The following is a 21,434-nucleotide window of genomic DNA, read 5'->3' on the forward strand; positions in this document are numbered from 1 at the left end:
TTCCAGCCAGCCCCCTCCGGAAGCGTGTTGTTCGGGACCGGCAGCGGATTTAACCTGCATGGCCGCATAAGCGTTCCGTATTTCCTCCAGCTTTCCGGAGGCTTTCAATGCTGCAATGGTGCCGTTAATATCCTGAAGGAGAGCCGTATCTCCCTTGCGGACGGCAATGGCGTAGGATTCGGAAGTGAGGGGCTCCGGCAGAATTTCCAGCCGATCATTGCCCGCTACGTACATTGTTGCCGGATCCTGGTCAATGACGGCGGCGTCCACCTTGCCTGCCGCCACGGCGGCCACAGCCAGCGCTCCGTTAGGGAAGCGTTCCGGCTGCTGGATGTTCCGTGTGACGTAAATGTCTCCCGTGGCCCCGTGCTGCACTCCGATTCTTTTGCCGCGGATATCTTCCCGCTTCCGGATGGGAGAACCTTTGGGAACGATGATAACCTGAGCGGCTTCCACATAGGGAATGGAGAAGTCCACTTTCCTCCTGCGTTCCGGCGTAACCGTGATTCCGGAGGCGGCTACGTCCGCCTTTCCGGAAACTACAGCCGTAATCACGGAATCAAAGCTCATGTCTTCAATGACCAGCTCCCTGCCGGTGCGCTGGGCTACCTCCCGCATGATTTCCGGGTCAATGCCCAGGATGGCGTTTCCGTCCCGGAATTCGTAGGGAGGGAAAGTCGCTTCCGTCACCATCAGGATTCTGCCGTTTTCCGCCGCTGGTGCGCCGCAGCATAGGAGAAGCCAGAGCGTCAGCAGGGCTCCGAGATGATTCAGAAAGGAAATGGATGGCATGAAAGCAAGGGGAAAAGGTGAAGTCTGAACCGGCGGGGTATATGATTTACCTGCCTGCAACGCAATAAAAAACTGTTTCCTCCCGGTTCCGGTTTGTCCTGTCCCACGGCAGGGAAGCGGAGTAGCGGGCCGGACGGAGAGGAAATGGCAACGAATATGAATGGCATGAACCCGGAAGATACCCAGGATTTTTTTGTTTATTAGCAAGAGGGAGGGAATGTATCTTGTGATAATTTTCCCGATTAATATTTCCAAAGGGAGGGAGGATCAAACTTCCTGCTTTGGTGGCGGTGTATGTTTGGTTTTGGAAAATTGTCATGCATCCAGAATGTGATGCATGGCAAGGTGCATGGCGGAACCATAGGGCTGGGTGGAAGACCGCGCAAAGCAAAAAAGTTTGAGGCCTTGCAGGATGAAGTATTCTGCAAGGCCTCACGAATGGGAAATTGGTCGGGTTGACAGGATTCGAACCTGCGACCCCCTGCACCCCATGCAGGTGCGCTACCAGACTGCGCTACAACCCGATGAACTCGGACCGACCGGGGTCGTGTCTTGTGACGGCGAGGTGTATATAGGAAAACTTTAGTGTTGGCAAGAGTCTTTTTTCATAGCATACCTTTTTTGTCATGAAGCAAGTTCAAGTTGCAGTCGTCGGGGCCAGTGGCTACACCGGGCAGGAATTGTTGCGCATCCTGCTGAACCATCGCGGGGTGAAGCTGGTGTGCGCTACTTCCCGCCAGTATGCCGGGCAGCCGTTGTGGGAGGTTTTTCCCCGTTTTCGTCAGGTTCCGGGTTCCGGCCTGAAGTTTACGGATTCCGATGTGGAGGCGATTGCCGCCACTGGGGCGGAGGTCGCTTTTCTGGCCCTGCCTCATGGCGTGGCTGCTTCCTATGCCCGCGGCCTGGTGGACAGGGGCGTGCGCGTGATTGACCTGAGCGCGGATTTTCGCCTGGACAGCCCGGATGTGTACGAAGAGTATTACGGGAACCCCCACCCGGATACGGCCCTGATGCAGGAAGCCGTGTACGGTTTGCCGGAGTGGCGCCGGGAGGAGATTGCCCGGGCGCGCATTGTGGCTTCCCCCGGCTGCTATCCCACCAGCATTCTTCTGCCTCTCATTCCCTTGTTCAGGGCGGGCATGCTGGAGCCGGAGGACGTGGTGGCCTGTTCCGGCAGCGGCGTGAGCGGAGCAGGGCGCAAGGCATCCATTCCGCTGCTGTTCTGCGAGTGCAATGAGAGTTTTCATGCTTACGGAGTACCGAAACACCGCCATTTGAGCGAAATTGAGCAGGAGCTTTCCCATGCCGCCGGGGAAACGGTGGTGATGTCCTTCACCCCCCATTTGATTCCCGTTAATACGGGTATTTGCTCCACGATTACGGCCAAAGTGAAAAAAGGGGCGGACCCCGAGTCCGTCGGCCGCCTGCTGGAAGAAGCCTATGCTGCGGCCCCGTTCGTCCGCCTTCTGGGGCGTAACCAGCCTGCGGATACCAAGAATGTAACACGGACGAACTGCGTGGATATTGGCTGGGCTTATGATCCCCGCACGAACCGCGTGATTCTGATGAGCGCAGAGGATAATGTGGTGAAGGGCGCGGGTGGGCAGGCCGTTCAGTCCTTCAATATCATGTGCGGATTTGATGAAACGGAAGGCTTGTGGGTTCTGTAGCTTTTTGATACGCTGAAAGGCACTTTCAAGACGATGAATGATTCATCCTATATTCCGGTTGACGGGGGCGTTTGCGCGCCCCAGGGCTTTTTGGGGAGCGCCGTAAGCTGCGGCATCAAGAAGCCTACGGCCACGCGTCTGGACCTGGCCCTGATTTATTCCACGGAACCCTGCGTTTCCGCAGGAACGTTTACGACCAACCGCGTGCAGGCCGCCTGCGTGAAGGTGAGCCGGGAGCATCTCCGGAAAGGAAATATCCGCGCCATCGTGGCGAACAGCGGGAACGCGAACGCCTGCACCGGAACCCGGGGGGTGGAGGACGCCAGGGGTGAATGCCGCAGCGTTGCTGAGCTTCTGGGGCTGGAGCCTGCAGAAGTGGCCGTATGTTCCACCGGCGTGATTGGCCTGCCAATGCCTATGATGCGCATTTACCCGAAGTTTCCGGAATTGGCGGAGGGGCTTTCCCGCGACAAGGGGCATGAGGTGGCTCAGGCCGTGATGACCAGTGATACGAAGGAGAAAATTATTGCCATTGAGTTTGTAGTGCAGGGCAAACCCGTGCGCATCGGCGCCTGCTGCAAGGGGGCGGGCATGATCAATCCCTGCATGGCGACCATGCTGTGCTTTATCACGACGGATGCGGGCGTTTCCCGCGATGTGCTGGAGCTGTGCGTGCAGTCCGGAGTGAAGAGTTCTTTTAACTGCATCACCATTGACGGAGACATGAGCACGAATGACACGGTTCTGGTGATGGCGAATGGGGCATCCGGCGTGAAGCTGGAAACTCCGGAAGATATTTACGCATTCCAGCAGGCTTTGGCCCATGTGATGCTGGAACTGGCCAAGCACATCGTGCAGGACGGAGAGCGGGTGACCAAGTTCGTCACCGTGCATGTGACGGGAGGCCGCACGGAGGATGAAGCGAAAAAAGCGGCGGAAGCCGTAGCCAAGTCTTCCCTGGTAAAGAGTTCCTGGAACGGGAATGATCCCAACTGGGGGCGCATTATTCATGCCGTGGGCTACTGCGGAGCAAAAGTGGACGAAGAGAAGATAGACATTGACATCGCTGGTCTGGCCGCCTGCCGCGGCGGCGTGCAGGCGGATACTCCGTCCGACGATTTGCGGCAAGCCGTGCAGGTTCCCGCGTTCCAGGTGGATATCAATTTGAATCGGGGCGAGTTTTCCCATACGGTGTATACCACGGATTTGTCTCCGGAATATGTGGATTTCAACCGTTCCGAGTATGCATACTGGAACCAGGCGAAAGCGGACGGCCTGACCTGTTAACCGTTTCTGTCATGGCGCGTGGCAAATGCCGCCAGGGAAAGGCGGGGGGAATGGCCCCCGCCGCCGGGATGCTGATGGAGGTGCGGCGCCTTCTGGATGAAGGCGCCTTCCGCGCTTCCCGTGCCCAACGTTTCTGTACCGGTGCGGCGGATTGCTGCCGGTTCCGCCTGACCGGGGAGACGCCGCATGTAACGCTGGGGGAGGCATGGGTGGCCTGGAAGGCGTGGCGTGCTTCCGGACGCACCCGGTTGGAGCTGCCTCCGGACGGGAGCTGCCCTTTCTTGAGCGGTCAGGGAAGATGCATGATTTATGAAGGCAGGCCGTTGGCGTGCCGCACTCATTTCTGCGTACCGGCCGGGGGCGCCTTGCCCCGCCGGGAGGTTATTGACCTGATCCATGCGCTGGAAGATATTGACGCAGCGCTGGGCGGCGATGGCGCAGCCCGGCTGCCGGAGGCCGTGGAACGGCTGTCCCGAAAAGGCCCGGCGGATGGAAGGAAGAGGCGGCGATGATGATCCGGGGGTGACGGCAGTCAGGCGTCTATTTCCAAGCGGAAGCACATTTTTTCAGGCCATGGGAACATGTTTTCCCTTCGTGTGTCCATGGCTGGACCTGGTTAGAGGATAGAAGTAAGCAGGAGAATGCCTGTTCAGGCCTCCGAGTCCGTTTGTTTCTCTTTTTCCTGTTTGGAGGCCAGATGGCGCAGGGCGCTGGCGGCCTTTTTGTTGCCGTGCCGGACGGCTTTCTGATACCATTCTTCCGCCTGTTTATCGTCCTGCTCAATGCCGTAGCCGTGGGCGTAGCAGTTGCCCACATTGAACATGGCTGTGGCGTTGCCCTGTTCCGCCGCCTTAAGGTACCATTTCAGGGCTTTTTCCCGGTTGACGGGCGTTCCTTTTCCGTTCAGATGGCACCACCCCAGGTTGAGCTGGGCTGTTGTATGCCCCTGTTCTGCGGCTTTGGTGTACCAGTGGACGGCTTTGGCCATGTCCACTTCCATGCCCCGGCCGTTGCCGTAGCACCATCCCAGCGTGTATTGGGCCGTAATCTGGCCCTGAAGGGCTGATTTGTGATACCATACCAGCGCTTTGTCCAGATCCGGCTCCACGCCGAAACCGTTTTCATAGCACCATCCCAGATTGTACTGGGCCGTAGCGTGGTTCTGCATGGCGGCTTCTTCGTACCAGTAAGCGGCTTTCCGCGGGTTTTTGGGGGTTCCGCTTCCGTTGCCATAGCACCAGGCCAGGTTATACTGGGCGCGGGGGTCTCCCTGTTCTGCAGCCTGCTTGTACCAGTATACGGCCTGTTCCCAGTTTTTCCGGCTGGGGCTGTTGGCATAAATCCAGCCGAGGTTGAGCTGGGCTACCGCGTGGCCCTGTTCCGCCGCTTTTTTGTACCAGCCGATGGCCTGGTGTTCGTCTTTTTCCACTCCCAGGCCATTGACATAGCAGAACCCAAGGTCAAATTGCGCGGTGGGGTGCCCCTGTTCGGCGGCTTTCCGGTACCAGTAAAAGGCCTTGTCGTTGTCCTGAGGGGCGCCGATGCCGTTGGAATAAGCCCATCCCAGGTTGAGCTGGGCTGTAACGTGGCCCAGTTCCGCCGCCTGCTGGTAGCAGTAGAAGGCTTCCTGCTGGTTTTCCGCCACCCCGCGTCCCTGTTCGTAGTTGATTGCCAGCTGGAACAGCGCCTGGGCGTCTCCTTTCAGAGCTATTTGCTGAAGGGTTTCTACGTCGACGGAATAGGTGGAGACGGTGTTTTCCTGCTCGCCGTGGTTGTGGGAAGCGTCATTCATTTCACAGGTAACCGCACTGGGGAACACTGGGACAATTTTTGCTCTCCTGAACTTGTGCGCTCGCCGATTCTGCACATTTCCCCCATAAGAATCAAGACCCGTTTTTATTGGGGCCGGAGTTCGGAAAGCTTTACCGTCCAGCGCGCCTGCGGCGGGACAGGGCGAGGAATGAACCGCCAAGGAAGAGGATTCCGGCGCCGGGTTCCGGGATTCTCAGATCCCCCAGCGGAGCGGTGAAGCTCTGTATTTCCCCTAGGCGGATGCCCGTCAGTCCCGCTTCTTCGTAATTATAACTGTACACGTCGTTTTCTCCATCCATGCTGGTCAGATAAATGTCGCAGTGGGAAAGGCCGTTTTCATCCGTATAGTCGTTCACGACTACTTTCTGGCGGAACATTCCCACCGCATAGTCGTCCGAGTCCGTCAGGTAGATAACCAGATTGTCGTCTTCGTCCGTGTCGTAGCCCCACATGGTGATGGCGTGGCCTCTCCCTTCTTCCCCGACGGTCAGAGTGGTTCCCCAGTTGTTGTTGATGCTGTTTGTCAGCTTCTGGTAAACGCCGCTTCTGGTGTCTCCGTCCCAGAAGCTGTATGCGGAAAATAAGGGGTTGTCAACAGCTCCTCCGCTTGAGGACTGCGGGACTGTCAGTCCCAGCTCTTTCCAGTATCCTCCGGAAGCCGTCGTCGTAGAAAGGCTCGGATAGGCGGTGGTATCCAGCATTCCGCCGTTGATCCACCAGTTGTAGGCTTGTTCCACGGAGCCTCCGCTGTTTGTCCAGTTCGTGGAGATGGTCTGGTAAATAGCCAGCTGGGCGACCTGCGGCATGACATCGTAAGTGGCGGATTTCCCGTTGGGCGTGGCGGATTTCAGGTCGCTTCTGGTATCCTGCCACCATTGGAGAACGTTGGAGGCCGCCGCCGCCCAGCAGATATTCTGATCATAGGGAAGGTACAGCCATTCATTGGGCCGTGCGGAAACCGGAGGATTTAGCGGATTGGTAGGATGGGGCTTGGTCCCCCATGTCCATTTGGTTTTTTTATTGCAATCATACCATCCGCCGGATTCGGAGACGTTTTCAAGGAATACGGGCGCGGCATGAAGCGCTCCGGGAAGGAGCAGTGCCGCCAGAGCCGGAGAGAGGGAGCGGAGAGTCATAGGAAAAAAGGAATATGTAATTCCTTTTTTGTTAAAAAAAAGCCCGGGAGGTCGTCAAGATAATAAATAGGGGAAGGAGGCGAATAAACCCCGGAGAGGCAGATTTTTTTCCGAAGACGCCGGGAACGGGATGTCCGGGGGACAGGACAGATGAATGATTTTCAGGGGCTGCCGTTGTTAACGGGGGACGAGCCAGGGAGAAGTGGGCGCTTCCGGATTGGACGCTACATCTGCGGGGGAGCCCTCGGCCACGATATTGCCGCCGTGCCTGCCGGCTCCGGGGCCCATGTCCACCAGGTAGTCCGCGGCATTGAGCAGGTCCTTGTGGTGTTCCACGCAGAGGATGGTGTGTCCGGCATCCCTCAGGCGGAAAAGGGCTGCCAGGAGAAGGGCCACTTCATTGAAGTGGAGGCCGCTGGTGGGTTCGTCCAGAATGAACAGGGCCCGTTTCCCGTCTTCCTCCAGTTTCCAGGCCGGGGCTTTGGCCAGTTCCGCAGCTATTTTTATGCGCTGGGATTCTCCGCCGGAAAGGGTGTCCGCCCTGCGGTTGAGATTGAGGTATCCCAGCCCTACGTCCTGCATGCTTTTCAGGATGGCGGCGGCTCTGGGCAGGGAGGAAAAGAATTCCGCCGCTTCGTCCACGGTCAGGGCCAGCGCCTGGGCAATGGATTTCCCTTTCCAGGTGACTTCCAGCGTTTCCCTGTTGTAGCACTGCCCCTGGCAGGCGTCGCAGGGCATTGCCACGTTTCCCAGAAAGTTCATGTCCACTTCAATCATGCCCGTTCCCTGGCACCGTTCACAGCGGCCTCCGCGAATGTTGGGGGAAAAGCGCGCCGCCGTATATCCCCTCTGCTTGGAAAGGGGGAGCTGTGCGTAAAGGGGGCGCAGCACCTGGAGCAGGCCGGTAGCGGTGGCCGGTGTGGAGCGCGGCGTTTTGCCGATGGGCGACTGGTCGATGACGACGAGGCGGTTGAAGTGTTCCGTTCCCTGCACGCGGCGCGGAATACCCTTTTTCCCGGAGAGATCTTGCCTGACTGCGGGGATGAGGCAGTCCCGGACAAGGGTGGATTTCCCTGAACCGGAAGGGCCGGAGATGCAGGTCAGTGTGCCGACCGGGATATTCAGAGTGACGTTGTTGAGGTTGTGCTTGTCCGCACCGGTCAGTACCAGACGCCCCGCAGGAGCCGTCTTGCGTCCGGAGGCGGGCATGTTTCGCTTGCCTGAAAGCCATTCCCCGGTGGGGCTTCCTGAATTTCCCAGTATCTCAGCAAGGGAGCCCTGCGCCAGAATACGGCCTCCGTTGGTTCCGGAGCCGGGGCCCATGTCCACCAGGTGATCCGCCGCGGTTAGAATTTGTTCATCATGCTCTACGACCAGTACTGTGTTGCCCTGGTTCCGGAGCGTCCGGAGAGCGCGGAGCAGGCGGTCCGTATCGGCGGGGTGCAGTCCGGCCGTGGGTTCGTCCAGGATGTAAAGGACTCCGGAAAGGCCGCCTCCCAGCTGGGAAGCCAGGCGCGCCCTCTGCAGTTCGCCTCCGGAGAGGGTGTTTGCCTGGCGGTCCAGGGACAGGTAGGAGAGTCCCAGCTCATTCAGGAAGCGCACGCGTTTGTTGATTTCCTCCATGAGCGGGGTCAATGCCGCCGCCAGGGAGGGGGGCGTTTTCAGTCGTTCCAGTTCTCCTGCCATATCTTCCAGAGGAAGAGCCGTCAGTTCCGCGAGATTGTAGGCCCGGTCCGGCGCAGGCATGGTGACGGCCAGGGCCAGAGGGGAAAGACGCTGGCCTCCGCAGGCGCGGCACGGACCGTTTTCCTGTTCATTCAGGCCGGTTCCCCGGCAGGAGGGGCATGCCCCCAGCGGGGAGTTGAAGGAAAAATGGCGGGGCGTAAGCTGGGGCAGAAGGAAGCCTGTTTCCGGATTGCGGTAGCGGGTGTGGAAGGCCCGGATTGAGGCTTCCTCTCCCGGTATGGTGATGATGGCCCGCACCTCGTCCGGATTGATACGGAGAGCCGTTTGCAGGGAATCCGCAATGCGCGAGGCCGTATTTTCCCCTCTGACGATGAGGCGGTCAATGACCAGGGCCGCGTCTGGAGGCGGGGGGACGGGGGAACTTATTTCTTCAATATCCCGCATTTCTCCGTTCCAGTAAACCCGGAGGAAGCCCTGCCGCTGGAAGTCGGCCAGCGTCGCTGCGGGATCCTGGGCCAGCAGGTTTTCCGCCGGAGCGGTCAGAATCAGGCGCGTGTGTTCCGGCAGGGAAACGAGTTCTTCCGTAATCCGGTCCGGGCTCTTGCGTTCCAGTTCCTTTCCTGTCTCCGGGTCATGGGGCGTGCCGGCAGCCGCGTAAAGGATGCGCAGGTAGTCCAGAATTTCCGTGATGCTCCCCAGCAGGGTGCGGGAACTCTGCTGCCTGGCGGATTGCTCCAGGCACAGGGCCGGGGGCAGCCCGGTAATGCTGTCCACTTCCGGTTTTTCCGGTTGATCCATGCCCTGCCTGGAGCGTGCCGACAGGCAGTCCAGAAAACGCCTGCGGGATTCGGAAAAAAGCGTATCAAACGCCAGGGAAGATTTTCCGGAGCCGGAAGGGCCGCAGAATACGATGAGCTTGTTGGACGGAAGATCCAGATTCAGGTTCCGGAGGTTGTGCTGGCGCGCGCCGCGGATGGAGATGGGAAGATTCATGTCACGTAAGGCGGGTAAAGGCTCCCTGGTGCGTGCCGCCTTCCTCAATGATGAGGCGGCGCGCCGTGATATCTCCCAGGAATTTGGCGTGCCGGTGGATGGTGACGGTTTCATCCGCCGTAAGCGTTCCTTCCAGAGAACCCTGTATCCAGATGTTTTCCACGCGGATGGTTCCTGTGACCAGCACCGTCGTCTTTTTTTCCACCACCATCCTGCGGGCGCAGATGGAGCCGGAGATGTGCTGGTCCGTTTTGATTTTGCAGACGCCGCGGCACAGGAAGTCGCCGGAAGCCCTGCCGTATAAGACCAGGTCACGGCATTCGATGTTCAGCCCCTTCAGGTCTGCATTGGCCTGCACGGTAACGCTTCCGCAGGTCTGCACCTTGGTCCGGTGCGTTCTGCTGTGTAAAATGACGTCGTCCAGTTTGATATACGCGGAGCAATGGCCGCACCTGGCGGAAACTGCCGTGGCGGGGACGGAGGTGCTTTTGCGGCAGGAGAAGCATTCCACCTCCCGGGCAGGCGCCGGGCTGCTTTCCGCAGTTGGGGGGAGTGTCCAGGGCGGTGCCGGGGAGGGGTGGCTGATTTTCCCGGAGGGCGCGGTGCTGATCCGGGGGACGGGATGGAAGGTGGGGTTCATGGAACAAAGAGGGCGGCAAAAGAACGGTCCGTTCTTTTGCCGCCCCTGAAAGTAGCAGGCGGAGAGTTTTTTATTCCGCGTCAATATCCAGCGTGCTCTGGCTGGCCGGAGCATGGGTTTCCGGCTCCGGAGCGAAGGCATGGACGGAAGCCGCCTTCTTGGCGGCGGAAGCCCCTGTGGCTCCTACCGTGGGGGCGCCTACGGTAGAATGGCCGATGAAGATTGCACCGCCTTCAATAGCCAGGGAGGCGGCCTGGATGTCACCTACGAGTTCTGCCGTGCTTTTTAGTTCCACGCGGTCCGTGACTGTTACATTGCCGATGACCTTGCCGTGGATGATAACGGATTTGGTATTGATTTCCGCCCGGATGACGGCGTTCTGTCCTACGGAAAGCACCCCTTCGGAGGAAATGTCGCCTTCCACGGTGCCGTCAATCAGCAGGTCATCGGAAAAACGCAGGGAACCGATTACCTCCACATCGGAGTTCAGCACATTGCGGGTCAGCTGCTGGACACGGGTGGTGGGGGCGTAGGAAGGCGCGGCTTCCGCAACCGGTTCGGGGATGTCCTGGCTCTTGGCTACATCCATCCAGCTGGGGGTGGATTCAGGATTTTTATTGCCCTTGGGGGCGGGAACGGTAGTGAATGATCCAAACATGGCGTTAAAAAGAGGGGGTGAAAGGTAAGATGGGAGCTCTTGAAACTCGTCCGGTTTAATGTACATCACCCGCATGTGGATGTGAAACAATTTTCTCCGGCAGGGATAAAAAAATGTGTCTGTTTTTTATCGTTGCGCTGCCTTGGGCGTTCCGGTAGTGTGTGACCGTCTTTCCGCGATTGTTTTCTGTGGATATTTTCGTTTTGAAATGAGTGATTTATTTGAAAAAAAGCTGTTCCTTTCTCCGGCCGCGCGCAGGCACGGCGGAAAAGCGGGCTTTGCGCTGGGTCGCATTCTTTCCGTCATCTTTTTCGTGATCGCGCTGGGAATGTTTTTCGGCGGTCTTTTCTTCTGGCTCCAGAAGCGCCAGGCATCCCTGGATTCCGGAGCGGCCGCGCGGATTTGCGCCACGCCGGAGATGTTGTCCGGAGAATTGAAAGCCGCTCTGAAAGACAGGGTGGACTATAGTTTCTGGCCTCCTTATCACATTTCTCCGATGGAAAAGCAGGACCTGCTGCGCAACTGCCTGGCGGAGGCACAGAAATATCTGAGCGCCGCGGATGTGGTTCAAAAATCCTCTTTTGTGTGGAAGTCCCTGCAATCGCTTCCTTTAATGGTCAGGCATTACGCCATGTCTCCGCCTGAGGCGATTGTCAGCAGGCCTAAGGGGCCTAAAAGCTTTGCCGTGTTTGAGGTGGAGGGGCATCCCTGCGCCCAGCTCCTGGTTGGTTTTGAAAAGACTCCCGATATGGAATTCTGTTTTTTCAAGGATGAACAGGATGGTTCCTGGAAGCTGGACTGGCAGCAGTTTGCCCGCTTTCAGCCGATGAACTGGGAGGATTTTGTACGGGGAAAAGGGGAGGATATTGCGGAATTCCGCGTATGGATGGTTCGGGAGCGCATGTCGGAAAATAAGGATGACTATGCATTTAAGCTGATTGCTCCCGGGATGAACGGTTCCGAAGAGCGCAGCATTGCCCGTCCCATGGTGTATGTCCCCAGAAAATCGGAAATGGGCAAGCGTTTGTTCATGTTGTTTAAGATTAATGAGGAGATGGAACATTCCCCATACCGGGTGTTGAACGCCAATGACGAGGCTGACATGCTCCGCACGCGGGTTCTTCTTTCCCGCAGCAAAGAGCCCAACCGCAAGGGGGAATATTCCTTTACGCTGGTCAGGCTGCTGGGGGAAGGCTGGTACGGCCTTTCTTTCCCAGAATAAAAAGGAAGGATTGGGCCGGCCTCTTGCTTTGCGGGGGATGGGGATGCGTTTTACCGGCGATGGAAACGGGGAGGGGGCCCTTCATGTGGGCGCCTGGGGCGGTGGGGCCGGAAAGGGGGCGGGCATGGCGTAAGGCGTGCGGCATGATGTCCGCGGCAGACGCCCGCCGGCCAGAAAGGGCCGTGGTAATGCGGCCTGGGGTTCCATGCAGGAACATGGCAGCCGCGGTAGATGTCCCTGATGACGTAAATGGGTGCGCCTGCAGGGGTATAGGCGTAAATGGGCCGTCCGCATGGGGAATATCCCCAGATGGGGAATCCGGAGGGGTCATACAGGAAAACGGCCTGCCCTGCCGCAGGTACGCGGATTTCGCCATGCAGGTGAATCCCGGCTTCCGCAGCGGGGGAGGAAAAGGCCAGGAGGGCAGATATGGCGCTTCCGGCGCAGCAGGCAAGAAGATGGTTTCCGGCAGGGTTGTTGTTCATCGGTTTTTTGAATGGTGGTTGACGGCAGTTATCCGATAGAGCGGAGTCCCCGTCCCGTTTTGTGTAATTTTCCATGCCCGTCATTCAGGGAGGGGGTAAGGGGAATACCGTCTTGACCTGGAGGGGAGCCCCGGGCAAAGTGACCGCGTGACGAGATTCAGACCATGCATTGATTTACACGGCGGGCGCGTGAAGCAGATTGTGGGCGGCACCCTGACGCAGGATGGCGTTTCATTGCGCACCAATTTCGTCTCCGACCGCGGCGCGGCATGGTATGCGGATTTGTACCGCAGGGACGGTCTGAGCGGAGGGCATGTGATCAAGCTGGGCCCAGGGAACGACCATGCGGCGCGGGAGGCCCTGGCGGCATGGCCGGGAGGCCTTCAGGTGGGCGGCGGCATGACGCCGGAAAACGCGGAGGAATGGATTTCCGCCGGGGCCAGCCATGTGATTGTTACCTCCTGCCTGTTTGATGCGGAGGGAACGCTGCGGATGGACAGGCTGAAGGATCTTGTTTCCGCAGTGGGCGCGGAACGGCTGGTGCTGGATTTGAGCTGCCGCAGGGTTCAGGGAGGCTGGGCCGTAGCTATGAACCGGTGGCAGACTTTGACGGAACTCCGGGTAACGGCGGAGACGCTGGATGTTCTGGCGGAACATTGCGCGGAGTTTCTTATTCATGCGGCGGATGTGGAAGGGCTCTGTTCCGGCATTGACCGGGAACTGGTGGAAATGCTGGGAAACTGGCGCCGTCTGCCCATGACATATGCCGGAGGCATCAGCCGCATTCAGGATATTGACGAAATAGACGCTTTGAGCGGCGGAACCATGGATGCCACGGTGGGGAGCGCTTTGGATTTGTTTGGCGGCGGTTTAATCAGGTACGGGGATCTGGTGGCCAGGCAGCGCGGGAAGTCCGGCATGGAAACGGTATGAAACTGGCTCTGAAAGTTATTCCCAATGCGAAGAAGAGCGAGGCCGTGGGATGGGAGGAAGATCCCCGTGCCGGCCGCGCGCTGAAGCTGCGCATTGCCGCGCCTCCCGTGGAGGGAAAGGCGAACAAGGCCGTCGTCCTTTTCCTGTCCGCTTGGCTGGATATTCCCCGTTCCTCCATCAGCTTTCTGCGCGGGGAATCCTCCCGGCTGAAAGTGGTGGAATTGCCGGACGGATGCGAGGGAAAACTTGCCCGGCTGCTTTCTGCGGAGGATGTTTCCGGCGCTTAGGAAAGCCGGGCGGAAGGCAGGCATTTTCTTTATGCGTAGAAGGGTTGCATCAGGCGCGGTCCATTACGCGTCAAACGTCATCCATGTCTTAGCAGGCCGTTGACGCATCCGGTAAAAGAATTTACATTGCCCGCATGAGCGACGAAGAGAAAGAGAAAAACGCGGAAGCGGAAGAGCTGGAGGCTCAGGAACAGGTGCAGGATGCTCCTGCCGAGGAGAAGGTGGCGGAACCTTCCCTGGAAGAGGAATTGCTTAAATGGCGGGATGCCGCCATGCGCACTGCTGCGGAATATGATAACTACCGCAAGCGCATGGTGAAGGAAAAGGAGGAATGCGCCAAGTTCGCCAATCAGCGCCTGCTGGAAGAACTTCTACCCGTCATTGATAATTTTGAAATGGGCATGGCCGCCGCCAGCGCAGATGCCTCCTCCATGATTTACATCGGCATGAGCATGGTGAAGAAGCAGCTGGACGAATTTCTCGCCGGCAATGGCGTGAGCGCCGTGGAGCCTGTGGTGGGAAGCATGTTTGACCACGCCACGGAGGAAGCTCTTCAGCGGGAACCCTCCGACCAGCCGGAAGGCACCGTTCTGCGCGTTATCCGCAAGGGGTATATGCTGAAAGACAGGCTTCTGCGCCCGGCGAACGTGGTTGTCGCCCATACTCCGGAACCCGAACCGCAAGTCTGACCGTTTTTTTAACATTCACGCCACATGGCTAAAAAAGATTATTACGAAATTCTCGGCGTTTCCAAGGACGCTACTGACGATGAGATTAAGAAGGCCTATCGCAAGCTGGCCTTAAAGTACCATCCGGACCGCAACCCGGACGACCCGTCCGCAGAAGAAAAGTTCAAGGAGCTGGGAGAGGCCTATGAGGTGCTTTCCGATGCGGACAAGAGGGCTGCCTACGACCGCTTCGGCCATGCCGCCTTTGAACAGGGCGGCCCCGCTGCGGGCGGCGGTTATGCCGGGGGAGGGTTCCAGGATCCGATGGATATTTTCGCCCAGATGTTTTCCGGAATGGGCGGTTTTGCGGATATGTTCGGAGGCGCCGGCCGCGGCGGCCAGAAAAGGTCCACCAAGAGACCCGGTTCCGATTTGCGCTATGATTTGGACATCACGCTGGAAGAGGCTGCGAAGGGATGCGCCAAGAAGCTTGAGATTGAGCGTCTGGTGACTTGCAAGACCTGCCACGGCACCGGGGCCAGGGATGGAAAGGAAGCGTTCAAGTCCTGTCCTACCTGCCAGGGGCGCGGCATCATTACCCAGCAGAGCGGCTTTTTCGTCCAGCAGTCCACCTGCCCCACCTGCCACGGCACCGGGGAAATCATCTCGGACCCATGCCCCGTCTGCCGCGGGGAAGGGCGCGTCAGGGAGGATTCCCACATCACCATCCGTATTCCTGCGGGCGTTGCCACGGGCAGCCAGCTCCGCATCGCCGGGGAAGGGGATGCCGGGGTGCATGGCGGCCCTACCGGGGATCTGCACGTGTTTATTGACGTCAAACCGCACGATATTTTCCAGAGGGAGGGCAACGACCTGAGCTGCACGGTTCCGGTTCCGCTTTCCCTGGCTGTTTCCGGCGGCAGGCTGAAAGTGCCCACGCTGGAAGGCGCGGCCACCATCAAGCTGCCGGAAGGAACGCAGAACGGCATGATCTTCCGTCTGCGCGGCAAGGGGGTAAAGGCCCTTCGCAGTTCGGACGTGGGGGATATGCTGGTGGAGGTGGAGGTGGAAATCCCCTCCCGGCTTACCAAGGAGCAGATGGATAAGCTGAACGCGTTTGCCTCTGCCCTGGATGAAAATCGGAACCAGCCGGCTTGCGTGGAGTTTGCCGACAAGGCGGCGCGTTACCTGAAGGGCAAATAAGGTCCGTTTCCCTTTTTCAGACATGGCCCGCTTTTTCCTCCCGCCTTCCGAATGGGCTGCTCCCGCCTGGGAGCTGCGAGGGGATGAAGCGCACCATGCCGCCAAGGTTCTGCGCCTGAAGCAGGGTGACTCCTGCATCGTGTTTGACGGTTGCGGCCGTGCGGCCCACGCTGTGGTGGCGGAACCTCCGCGCAGCTCCGGCGTGCTGCTGGTTCCGGGGGAGGAATGTCCTCCTTCTCCCCCCGTGGCCCATTTGACGCTGTGCCAGGCTGTTCCCAAGGGGGCCAACATGGATCTCATTATCCAAAAGTCTGTGGAACTGGGTGTTTCTGCCATTGTTCCGCTCGTGACGGACCGCACGATCGTGCGCCTGAATGCCCGGGAGGCTGAGGCCAAAAGGCAGAAATGGCAGCGCATCGCCTTGGAGGCCTGCAAGCAGTGCGGCCAGAACACGCTGCCGGAAGTGGCGCTTCCCGTTCCCTTTGCGGAATGGCTGCGCGGAGGAATTCCGGAAGGACTGAATATTATCGCCTCTCTGGCGCCCGGAGTGCGACCGGTCAGGGAAGTGCTGGAGACCGCCCGTTCCCGTTCCGTCCGTCACGCTTCTCTGCTGGTGGGGCCGGAGGGGGATTTTACGGACCGGGAGACGGCCATGGCGTTGGAAGCGGGGTTTGTTCCCGTCACGCTTGGCCCTATCGTTCTCCGGGTGGAGACGGCCGCCTTTTTCGGCCTGGCCGCCATGCGGTACGCCCTGGACTGAGTTTTTTTCATACGCATTCCCATGTTTAAAAATATCATTTTCGACTGGTCCGGCACCCTGGTGGACGACCTGGCCCTGACGCTGGACGCCTCCAACTACGTTTTTTCCCAATACGGGAAACCCTGCATGAACAGGGATGAATTTCGCGCGGAATTCCAGCTTCCCTATCCGGACTATTATGCCCGGGTGCTGCCCCACGCGGATCTGGATGAACTGGAAGACCATTTCCGGTACGCCTTCCGCGTTTCCAATGCTCCGGTGGAAGTGCTGCCGAATGCCCGGGAATTCCTGGAGTTCTGCCGCGCGCGTGGCGTGCGCTGCTTTATTCTTACCAGCGTGGACGCCAAGGAGTTTGATACCCAATGCAGGGAGCTGGGCATGATGGAATATTTTGAAGCCATTCATGCGGGCATCCGCCATAAGGATGCCCACATTCATACCCTGCTGGCCCAGCACGGGCTGCATGCCCATGAAACCGCGTTTATCGGGGACATGCAGCATGATGTGGAAACGGCTCACCACGCGGGCATCACATCCATTGCCGTTTTGACCGGCTACAATGACGCAGCGCAGCTTTCCAAGGCTAGGCCGGACATGATCGTCCCGGACCTGCTTGTTCTGCGCACGCTGATGCGCCGTTACGCGCTCCCTTCCGATACGCAGGATTCCATCAATATCAATGGTCTTGAACTGGATACCTTCATTGGCGTTCCGGACGAGGAGCGCTCTTCCATGCAGACCCTGAAAGCGGACATCTCTTTTTATCCGGAGGAGGCTTTGTCCGGCCTGAACGATGATTTTTCCAGAACCGTCTGTTATGATTCCATTGCCCGTGCGCTCCGGGCAGAGGCCATGGCGCGTCCACGCAAGCTGGTGGAAACGCTGGCAGAGGATATGGGAAAGGTTTGCCTGAAGGAATTCGGCGCGCGGCACGTGGTTGTTACCCTGCGCAAGTTTATTCTGCCGCGGACGGACAGCGTTTCCGTAACGGTGCATGTTTCCCGGCACCGGTAAGAAAGAGGTTTTCTACCGGATATCCACCGCCTTTTCCTCAGGGATTTTCTTCCCGTCTTTGGTGAAAGTGTTTTTCTCCGCCTTGACGTCACCGGTATGGCGAATGCGGATGGCGGTTCCGTTTTTGAGGTCAAACGTGTTTCCGGTAATGGTGATGTTCCGGTGAACGTCCCCTTCCGGCCGTGGAGCGTGCGGCACGATCTGGATGACGGCTTCTCCGCATTGGATAAAGGTATTGCGGGAAATGGTCATGTTCCTGACCACGCCGGATTCATACCAGCCGGAGGCGTCATCTTCCACCAGGATGGCGGGCATGCCCGTTTTTTCAAACCGGCACCGTTCAACCAGCACCGGCTTCCTAGTGGTGAGCAGGAAGCCCCTGGTGGGAATGTGGCGGCATACCGTATTGCTGATGTGGACGGACGGCGTCCATGTGACGTTTTCCACAACATCGTCAGGCTGGATGTTCCCGGGATTGGGATGTTGCAATGTAAGTTCTATTTCCTTTTCATTGAGTTGTTTGACGCCGGAAACGGTATTGGATGCATAAGGTACCAGCGTGTTGCAGGAAACATAATCGATCCGGTCTCCTGCGGCAAAGGCGTCAAAGCCGAAGGTCTGGGGATGCATGAACCGGACGGTGATTTTGTTGGGGGCCGGCCTGTCTATAATGCGCAAGTGGGTTCCATGAACATTAACGGCGTCATCATGGGAGGCTCCCAGCACGCAATCTTTGACGATGATTTTTCCCCGGCATCCGGAAAAGTGCAGATTATCCGCCCAGGAGGAATTGGTGCGGAGGGAACGGGGGCGCGGGGCTATTTTCAAGTGGCTGAACATGATGTTCTCGCAGAACTGGGAAACGACGCCCATGCCGTGCATATAGTAAATATGGCAGTTATTCCAGAGGATGTTTTTGCTTCTGTATTGAAAGAAGCCGCAGCAGTCCCTCCGGGTATTGCGGTTCTGGTAGGATTGGCCCGGTTTCATGGTTGGTGAGCCTTCCTTGAACGTAATGCTGATTTTTCCGGGAGACAATTCTCTGATGACTGTTTTCCCGGGGTCGAAACGGCCCTGGAAAGTGCCGGAGGCGGAATCGAAAACTTTGGAATACCCTCCCATGCGGAATTCCCAGCCGGGTCCGTGCCAGGTCAGGTTTCCATCCTTCACTGTGTACAGGGTTCCGTCCGGAATAGTTGCTTTCATGGTATCCCCTTCAACTTCCGTGACCAGAAATTCTCCCATGGTCGGATGCAGGTAATCAAAACCCAGGCCGTTCAGGGAAACGTTTTCCGCATGTTCCATGCAGACAAAGATGGCTTTTCCTTCCAGCAGGATGTCGGTGGCTCCCGGCTTTCCCTCCAGGCGTATGTTTTTGGCTTCCATCAGGCGGATAGCCATGGCCTTGGGCTCGTTGGGCGCATCGTTGGTGTTGGAAATCTGCGGTTTTCCGGTCATCAGGGCACCGTGTTTGAAGATATGCCTGCCGGGCATGAACCGGATGGTGACCGGGGCCTGTTTGGAACCTTCCCCCATCAGCGCCAGGGAGACGGCATGTTCCCCCGGATGGATGACGAGCGTATCTCCCCGCGCCATGATGAGACGGTTGGCCGGCGCCATGCTTTTCCACGCCGTGGATGGGGCCGTTCCCGGATTGCCGTCATTTCCCTTGTCCGGGTCTATATGCCAGACATGGTTCCCTGCGGATTGCGTGCGCTCCGTCCGTTCCGGATAATCCGCTGCCGGGCATGGCCCTGTCAACATTGCGAGAATAAAAAGCAGGGAGGCCACGGGGTTTTGCATGCTGCAACTCCTACAGGAACACGGTTTTCGGGACAAGGATAATTCTTGCAGGGCCGGGAGAAAAAGCCGCAGCTTTTCCATGGCTCACCTGGGAGGCCCCTGTTTTTCATCCTTTCTGCCGGGGCGGGAAAGAAAGCCTACCAGCTTGTCATAATACGCTTTGGATTTGTCGTAGTAGGATTGAGGGTCAATATCCAGTTTGGTGCGGAACAGGAGCCAGAGCTTGTGGAAGGTGTTGACGCGGTAGCGGATGTCGAAAATACGGAAGCCGCTCGCCTTCATTTTGTCCAGAATGGTATGGTAAATGAGCGCCATGGCCTGCGCCGGAATAAGGGCGGCTTTGTCTTCCGGGCTGAGAAGGTTGTATTCCCTCTCCGCTTCCGCAAAGAAAGTTTCCGCCAGATCCGCTTCATATTTCAGCAGCTCCTGAAGCCGGGGGGAATACACCCTGCAGCGCAGGTCTTCCAGGGTGTATCCAAAGCGGTCCATATCCTCCTTGGGCAAATAAATGCGGTTGGACTTGCCGCAGTCTTCCGCCACGTCCCGGATGATGTTCACCATTTGAAGGGCATGCCCCAGGGCAATGGCGTACGGATAGGAGGCTTCTCCCGCCCCCATGATGCGGGCGGAGGTGAGGCCCACGCAGCAGGCTACGCAGTAGGTGTAGTCCAGCAGTTCATCGCGGCTGCGGGGCTGCTGCTGGCAGATGTCCGAACGGCAGCCTTCAATCAGGTGCAGCATGGGAGTAGTGTCCAGCTCCAAATCCTGGATGAGGGCTATGATGTCCTCCTCCAGTTCCGTCAGTTCCAGGCCTTCTCCGCCGTTGATGACCTCCACCCAGCGGTTCAATGCGTCGTGGCGTTCGCGGGGAGTCATGCCCGGTTCGTCCACGATATCGTCCACCGTGCGGCAGAAAGCGTAAAATTCCGCCATATGGCGGCGTTCTTCTTCAGGAAGATCAATGAGGGCAAAGGCCAGGTTGGACTTGGCCTTGCTGGTGATGGTTTGGGCTTGAGTCATGTCTTGACGGAAAAAACGTGCCTGCGAAAAGGATAAAAATCATGGAATAAGGCCCCAGTGGGAAGTAAAGGGCCACAGGCAGAAGCTGGCGGGGCCTACGATGTTGTACTGGCGGACGGGGCCCCAGTACCGGGAATCAAAGGAATTTTCGCGGGTGGAATTGTCCCCCAGTGCCACGTATTCACGCAGATAGGGGCGTTTGCTGTCGTTGGACAGATGCACGGTTCCCCCTTCCGTGATGTAAGCTCTGCCGTCCAGCAGGCTCAGGGGGGCGGGAAGGGCCACGTAGCCGCAGGGCTGGTAGGGGGGCTTGCCGGAAGCAACCCTCTGGATAGTCCATTCCGTGGCTGGTTTCCCATTGACGATTAGCTGGGAGTCCTGAATGGAGAGGGTATCTCCCGGAATGCCGCAGAGGCGTTTGACGTAGTGGGTTCCTCCTTCCTGGCCGGTGCTGCTTCCCTTATTGGCGATGCCTTCGATGCCGCGTGTATCAAAGACGAAGACTTCCCCTCGTTCCGGCTTGCGGAAGTGGTAGGCCATTTTATTCACCACGATTAGGTCCCCGGCGTCAAAACGGGCATTGACGATTGTGTCTCCGGGCAGGTAGCTTCTGAACGGGGTGTGCCGTTCGGCTTCAAAGCGCGGTTCCTGATTGAGGAAGTAGCGGCGCGTTTCCGCTTCCGCTGCCGGGATTTCCAGCTTGGAGCCGTCATCGAAAATCACGTTGGTCACCGTGAGCAGAAGATACTTGGTGGCAGGTTCGAAACGGACGATTTTCTTTTCCTTGGAGGCCGTTTCGTGCACATAGGAGCCGCCGTACAGAATCATGTCCCCGATTTTCTGCATCAGGGTGGGATCCCCTTCCTGGGGAAGGGCGCGGATTCCGTTCAGGGAGGGCTGCATGGAACCGGTCGGGATGCGGAAGGGCTGGACTACATAACAGCGCAAACCCAGGAAAATGGCCAGAATCACGAACAGAACTTCCACGTTTTCCGCCAGGGCGGAAGGAATCGCTCCGGGGATGGATTCCAGCGTGGATTCCAGTTTGGCGGTAATGGTTTCCGCCTGCTGCCTGTCACCCCGGTAAAGGGCCGTTTTCAGCAGGTTGCGGCTTTCTTCAAACTCCGCCAGGCGTTCGGGAGGCAGAAGATCGCGATTGTAGTTGATGTAGCGGCGCACTGCTTTCAGGGCCATACGTCCTTTCCGGCGCCATTTGGGCGTGAACCAGGCCAGAGGATGATCCAGAAGAAACACCAGAACGGCGTTTGCAGCCGGAAAGCAATCGTAAAGGGCAGCTAGGATGGACTTGTGCGGGCTATTCATGAAGTACGGCATTCATGATGCCCCGTCCGGAGGCGTCATGGA

At 58.2% G+C, this 21,434-nt stretch carries 19 protein-coding genes, 1 tRNA gene and 1 pseudogene; 10 read left to right on the top strand and 11 right to left on the bottom strand.

Annotated elements, in window-relative coordinates; all coding sequences use genetic code 11:
- Nucleotides 1-78: 78 nt before the first annotated feature.
- Both AMUC_RS13140 and AMUC_RS07755 read right to left on the bottom strand, forming a co-directional pair.
- A pseudogene (locus AMUC_RS13140) lies at nucleotides 79-792 on the bottom strand (transporter substrate-binding domain-containing protein); the annotation flags it as partial.
- 447 nt (nucleotides 793-1,239) lie between these two features.
- Nucleotides 1,240-1,316: transfer RNA gene (locus AMUC_RS07755), tRNA-Pro, on the bottom strand.
- A 102-nt stretch (nucleotides 1,317-1,418) separates the two neighbouring features.
- Between AMUC_RS07755 and argC the strand changes: the two genes are divergently transcribed.
- Genes argC through AMUC_RS07770 form a run of 3 tightly spaced genes read left to right on the top strand, consistent with a single transcriptional unit; the run spans nucleotide 1,419 to nucleotide 4,261 of the window.
- Entirely contained in the window at nucleotides 1,419-2,462 is a 1,044-nt protein-coding gene (argC, locus tag AMUC_RS07760; protein ID WP_012420484.1) for an N-acetyl-gamma-glutamyl-phosphate reductase, read from the top strand.
- Between the two features lie 33 nt (nucleotides 2,463-2,495).
- Nucleotides 2,496-3,749 (top strand): bifunctional glutamate N-acetyltransferase/amino-acid acetyltransferase ArgJ, encoded by a 1,254-nt coding sequence (argJ, locus tag AMUC_RS07765; RefSeq protein ID WP_012420485.1) that lies wholly within the window; start codon nucleotides 2,496-2,498, stop codon nucleotides 3,747-3,749.
- A gap of 11 nt (nucleotides 3,750-3,760) precedes the next feature.
- A complete protein-coding gene (locus tag AMUC_RS07770) occupies nucleotides 3,761-4,261 on the top strand; it encodes a YkgJ family cysteine cluster protein (RefSeq protein WP_099421489.1) in 501 nt (166 codons plus the stop codon).
- Nucleotides 4,262-4,398: 137 nt separating this feature from the next.
- On the opposite strand, the gene AMUC_RS07775 is transcribed toward AMUC_RS07770, so the two are convergent.
- From AMUC_RS07775 to AMUC_RS12415, 5 genes are all read right to left on the bottom strand, one after another.
- A complete protein-coding gene (locus AMUC_RS07775; protein ID WP_012420487.1) occupies nucleotides 4,399-5,541 on the bottom strand; it encodes an SEL1-like repeat protein in 1,143 nt (380 codons plus the stop codon).
- A gap of 130 nt (nucleotides 5,542-5,671) precedes the next feature.
- Entirely contained in the window at nucleotides 5,672-6,697 is a 1,026-nt protein-coding gene (locus AMUC_RS07780) for an IdeS/Mac family cysteine endopeptidase (protein WP_012420488.1), read from the bottom strand.
- A 177-nt stretch (nucleotides 6,698-6,874) separates the two neighbouring features.
- On the bottom strand, nucleotides 6,875-9,376 hold the full coding sequence (locus AMUC_RS07785) for an excinuclease ABC subunit UvrA (RefSeq protein WP_012420489.1): 2,502 nt from the start codon (nucleotides 9,374-9,376) through the stop codon (nucleotides 6,875-6,877).
- A 1-nt stretch (nucleotide 9,377) separates the two neighbouring features.
- Nucleotides 9,378-10,016 (bottom strand): polymer-forming cytoskeletal protein, encoded by a 639-nt coding sequence (locus AMUC_RS07790; protein WP_012420490.1) that lies wholly within the window; start codon nucleotides 10,014-10,016, stop codon nucleotides 9,378-9,380.
- 70 nt (nucleotides 10,017-10,086) lie between these two features.
- Entirely contained in the window at nucleotides 10,087-10,674 is a 588-nt protein-coding gene (locus AMUC_RS12415; protein ID WP_012420491.1) for a bactofilin family protein, read from the bottom strand.
- A gap of 208 nt (nucleotides 10,675-10,882) precedes the next feature.
- On the opposite strand from AMUC_RS12415, the gene AMUC_RS07800 reads away from it, so the two are divergent.
- Entirely contained in the window at nucleotides 10,883-11,896 is a 1,014-nt protein-coding gene (locus AMUC_RS07800) for a hypothetical protein (RefSeq protein ID WP_012420492.1), read from the top strand.
- A 50-nt stretch (nucleotides 11,897-11,946) separates the two neighbouring features.
- Here the strand turns inward: AMUC_RS07800 and AMUC_RS07805 are convergent, their stop codons facing one another.
- Nucleotides 11,947-12,381, bottom strand: a complete 435-nt coding sequence (locus tag AMUC_RS07805) for a hypothetical protein (RefSeq protein ID WP_042448103.1) — start codon at nucleotides 12,379-12,381, stop codon at nucleotides 11,947-11,949.
- 147 nt (nucleotides 12,382-12,528) lie between these two features.
- On the opposite strand from AMUC_RS07805, the gene hisA reads away from it, so the two are divergent.
- The 6 genes from hisA to AMUC_RS12070 all read left to right on the top strand — a co-directional run bounded on the left by hisA (nucleotide 12,529) and on the right by AMUC_RS12070 (nucleotide 17,246).
- Nucleotides 12,529-13,314: a phosphoribosylformimino-5-aminoimidazole carboxamide ribotide isomerase gene (gene hisA / locus AMUC_RS07810; protein ID WP_012420494.1), complete on the top strand. Its 786-nt coding sequence runs from the start codon at nucleotides 12,529-12,531 to the stop codon at nucleotides 13,312-13,314.
- The gene (locus AMUC_RS07815) at nucleotides 13,311-13,601 is read left to right on the top strand and encodes a DUF167 domain-containing protein (RefSeq protein WP_012420495.1); all 291 of its coding nucleotides are present in this window, start codon (nucleotides 13,311-13,313) and stop codon (nucleotides 13,599-13,601) included. The genes hisA and AMUC_RS07815 overlap by 4 nt, the downstream gene beginning before the upstream one ends.
- A 134-nt stretch (nucleotides 13,602-13,735) precedes the next feature.
- Complete coding sequence (locus AMUC_RS07820; RefSeq protein WP_012420496.1) at nucleotides 13,736-14,290, top strand: nucleotide exchange factor GrpE; 555 nt, start codon at nucleotides 13,736-13,738, stop codon at nucleotides 14,288-14,290.
- Between the two features lie 24 nt (nucleotides 14,291-14,314).
- Nucleotides 14,315-15,472, top strand: coding sequence for a molecular chaperone DnaJ (gene dnaJ / locus AMUC_RS07825; protein ID WP_012420497.1), 1,158 nt, complete (start codon nucleotides 14,315-14,317; stop codon nucleotides 15,470-15,472).
- Between the two features lie 22 nt (nucleotides 15,473-15,494).
- Nucleotides 15,495-16,232, top strand: coding sequence for a 16S rRNA (uracil(1498)-N(3))-methyltransferase (locus AMUC_RS07830; protein ID WP_012420498.1), 738 nt, complete (start codon nucleotides 15,495-15,497; stop codon nucleotides 16,230-16,232).
- 21 nt (nucleotides 16,233-16,253) lie between these two features.
- The gene (locus AMUC_RS12070) at nucleotides 16,254-17,246 is read left to right on the top strand and encodes an HAD hydrolase-like protein (RefSeq protein WP_012420499.1); all 993 of its coding nucleotides are present in this window, start codon (nucleotides 16,254-16,256) and stop codon (nucleotides 17,244-17,246) included.
- Between the two features lie 12 nt (nucleotides 17,247-17,258).
- On the opposite strand, the gene AMUC_RS07840 is transcribed toward AMUC_RS12070, so the two are convergent.
- From AMUC_RS07840 to lepB, 3 genes are all read right to left on the bottom strand, one after another.
- On the bottom strand, nucleotides 17,259-19,049 hold the full coding sequence (locus tag AMUC_RS07840) for a right-handed parallel beta-helix repeat-containing protein (RefSeq protein WP_012420500.1): 1,791 nt from the start codon (nucleotides 19,047-19,049) through the stop codon (nucleotides 17,259-17,261).
- Nucleotides 19,050-19,133: 84 nt separating this feature from the next.
- Nucleotides 19,134-20,069 carry a phytoene/squalene synthase family protein gene (locus AMUC_RS07845; protein WP_012420501.1) on the bottom strand — a complete coding sequence of 312 codons (936 nt, stop codon included), beginning with the start codon at nucleotides 20,067-20,069 and terminating at the stop codon, nucleotides 19,134-19,136.
- Between the two features lie 39 nt (nucleotides 20,070-20,108).
- Nucleotides 20,109-21,392 (bottom strand): signal peptidase I, encoded by a 1,284-nt coding sequence (gene lepB / locus AMUC_RS12840; RefSeq protein WP_042448113.1) that lies wholly within the window; start codon nucleotides 21,390-21,392, stop codon nucleotides 20,109-20,111.
- Nucleotides 21,393-21,434: the final 42 nt, after the last annotated feature.

This window comes from Akkermansia muciniphila ATCC BAA-835, assembly GCF_000020225.1.
Classification (GTDB): domain Bacteria; phylum Verrucomicrobiota; class Verrucomicrobiia; order Verrucomicrobiales; family Akkermansiaceae; genus Akkermansia; species Akkermansia muciniphila.

What these genes read in the sequence shown, in the direction of transcription:
- AMUC_RS07790 (WP_012420490.1), bottom strand. Translation starts at nt 10,016, where the DNA reads ATGAACCCCACCTTCCATCCCGTCCCCCGGATCAGCACCGCGCCCTCC.
- AMUC_RS07770 (WP_099421489.1), top strand. Translation starts at nt 3,761, where the DNA reads ATGGCGCGTGGCAAATGCCGCCAGGGAAAGGCGGGGGGAATGGCCCCC.
- AMUC_RS07800 (WP_012420492.1), top strand. Translation starts at nt 10,883, where the DNA reads ATGAGTGATTTATTTGAAAAAAAGCTGTTCCTTTCTCCGGCCGCGCGC.
- AMUC_RS07805 (WP_042448103.1), bottom strand. Translation starts at nt 12,381, where the DNA reads ATGAACAACAACCCTGCCGGAAACCATCTTCTTGCCTGCTGCGCCGGA.
- lepB (WP_042448113.1), bottom strand. Translation starts at nt 21,392, where the DNA reads ATGAATAGCCCGCACAAGTCCATCCTAGCTGCCCTTTACGATTGCTTT.
- argC (WP_012420484.1), top strand. Translation starts at nt 1,419, where the DNA reads ATGAAGCAAGTTCAAGTTGCAGTCGTCGGGGCCAGTGGCTACACCGGG.
- AMUC_RS07780 (WP_012420488.1), bottom strand. Translation starts at nt 6,697, where the DNA reads ATGACTCTCCGCTCCCTCTCTCCGGCTCTGGCGGCACTGCTCCTTCCC.
- AMUC_RS07785 (WP_012420489.1), bottom strand. Translation starts at nt 9,376, where the DNA reads ATGAATCTTCCCATCTCCATCCGCGGCGCGCGCCAGCACAACCTCCGG.
- AMUC_RS12070 (WP_012420499.1), top strand. Translation starts at nt 16,254, where the DNA reads ATGTTTAAAAATATCATTTTCGACTGGTCCGGCACCCTGGTGGACGAC.
- AMUC_RS07830 (WP_012420498.1), top strand. Translation starts at nt 15,495, where the DNA reads ATGGCCCGCTTTTTCCTCCCGCCTTCCGAATGGGCTGCTCCCGCCTGG.
- AMUC_RS07815 (WP_012420495.1), top strand. Translation starts at nt 13,311, where the DNA reads ATGAAACTGGCTCTGAAAGTTATTCCCAATGCGAAGAAGAGCGAGGCC.
- dnaJ (WP_012420497.1), top strand. Translation starts at nt 14,315, where the DNA reads ATGGCTAAAAAAGATTATTACGAAATTCTCGGCGTTTCCAAGGACGCT.
- AMUC_RS12415 (WP_012420491.1), bottom strand. Translation starts at nt 10,674, where the DNA reads ATGTTTGGATCATTCACTACCGTTCCCGCCCCCAAGGGCAATAAAAAT.
- AMUC_RS07775 (WP_012420487.1), bottom strand. Translation starts at nt 5,541, where the DNA reads ATGAATGACGCTTCCCACAACCACGGCGAGCAGGAAAACACCGTCTCC.
- AMUC_RS07820 (WP_012420496.1), top strand. Translation starts at nt 13,736, where the DNA reads ATGAGCGACGAAGAGAAAGAGAAAAACGCGGAAGCGGAAGAGCTGGAG.
- AMUC_RS07840 (WP_012420500.1), bottom strand. Translation starts at nt 19,049, where the DNA reads ATGCAAAACCCCGTGGCCTCCCTGCTTTTTATTCTCGCAATGTTGACA.
- AMUC_RS07845 (WP_012420501.1), bottom strand. Translation starts at nt 20,069, where the DNA reads ATGACTCAAGCCCAAACCATCACCAGCAAGGCCAAGTCCAACCTGGCC.
- argJ (WP_012420485.1), top strand. Translation starts at nt 2,496, where the DNA reads ATGAATGATTCATCCTATATTCCGGTTGACGGGGGCGTTTGCGCGCCC.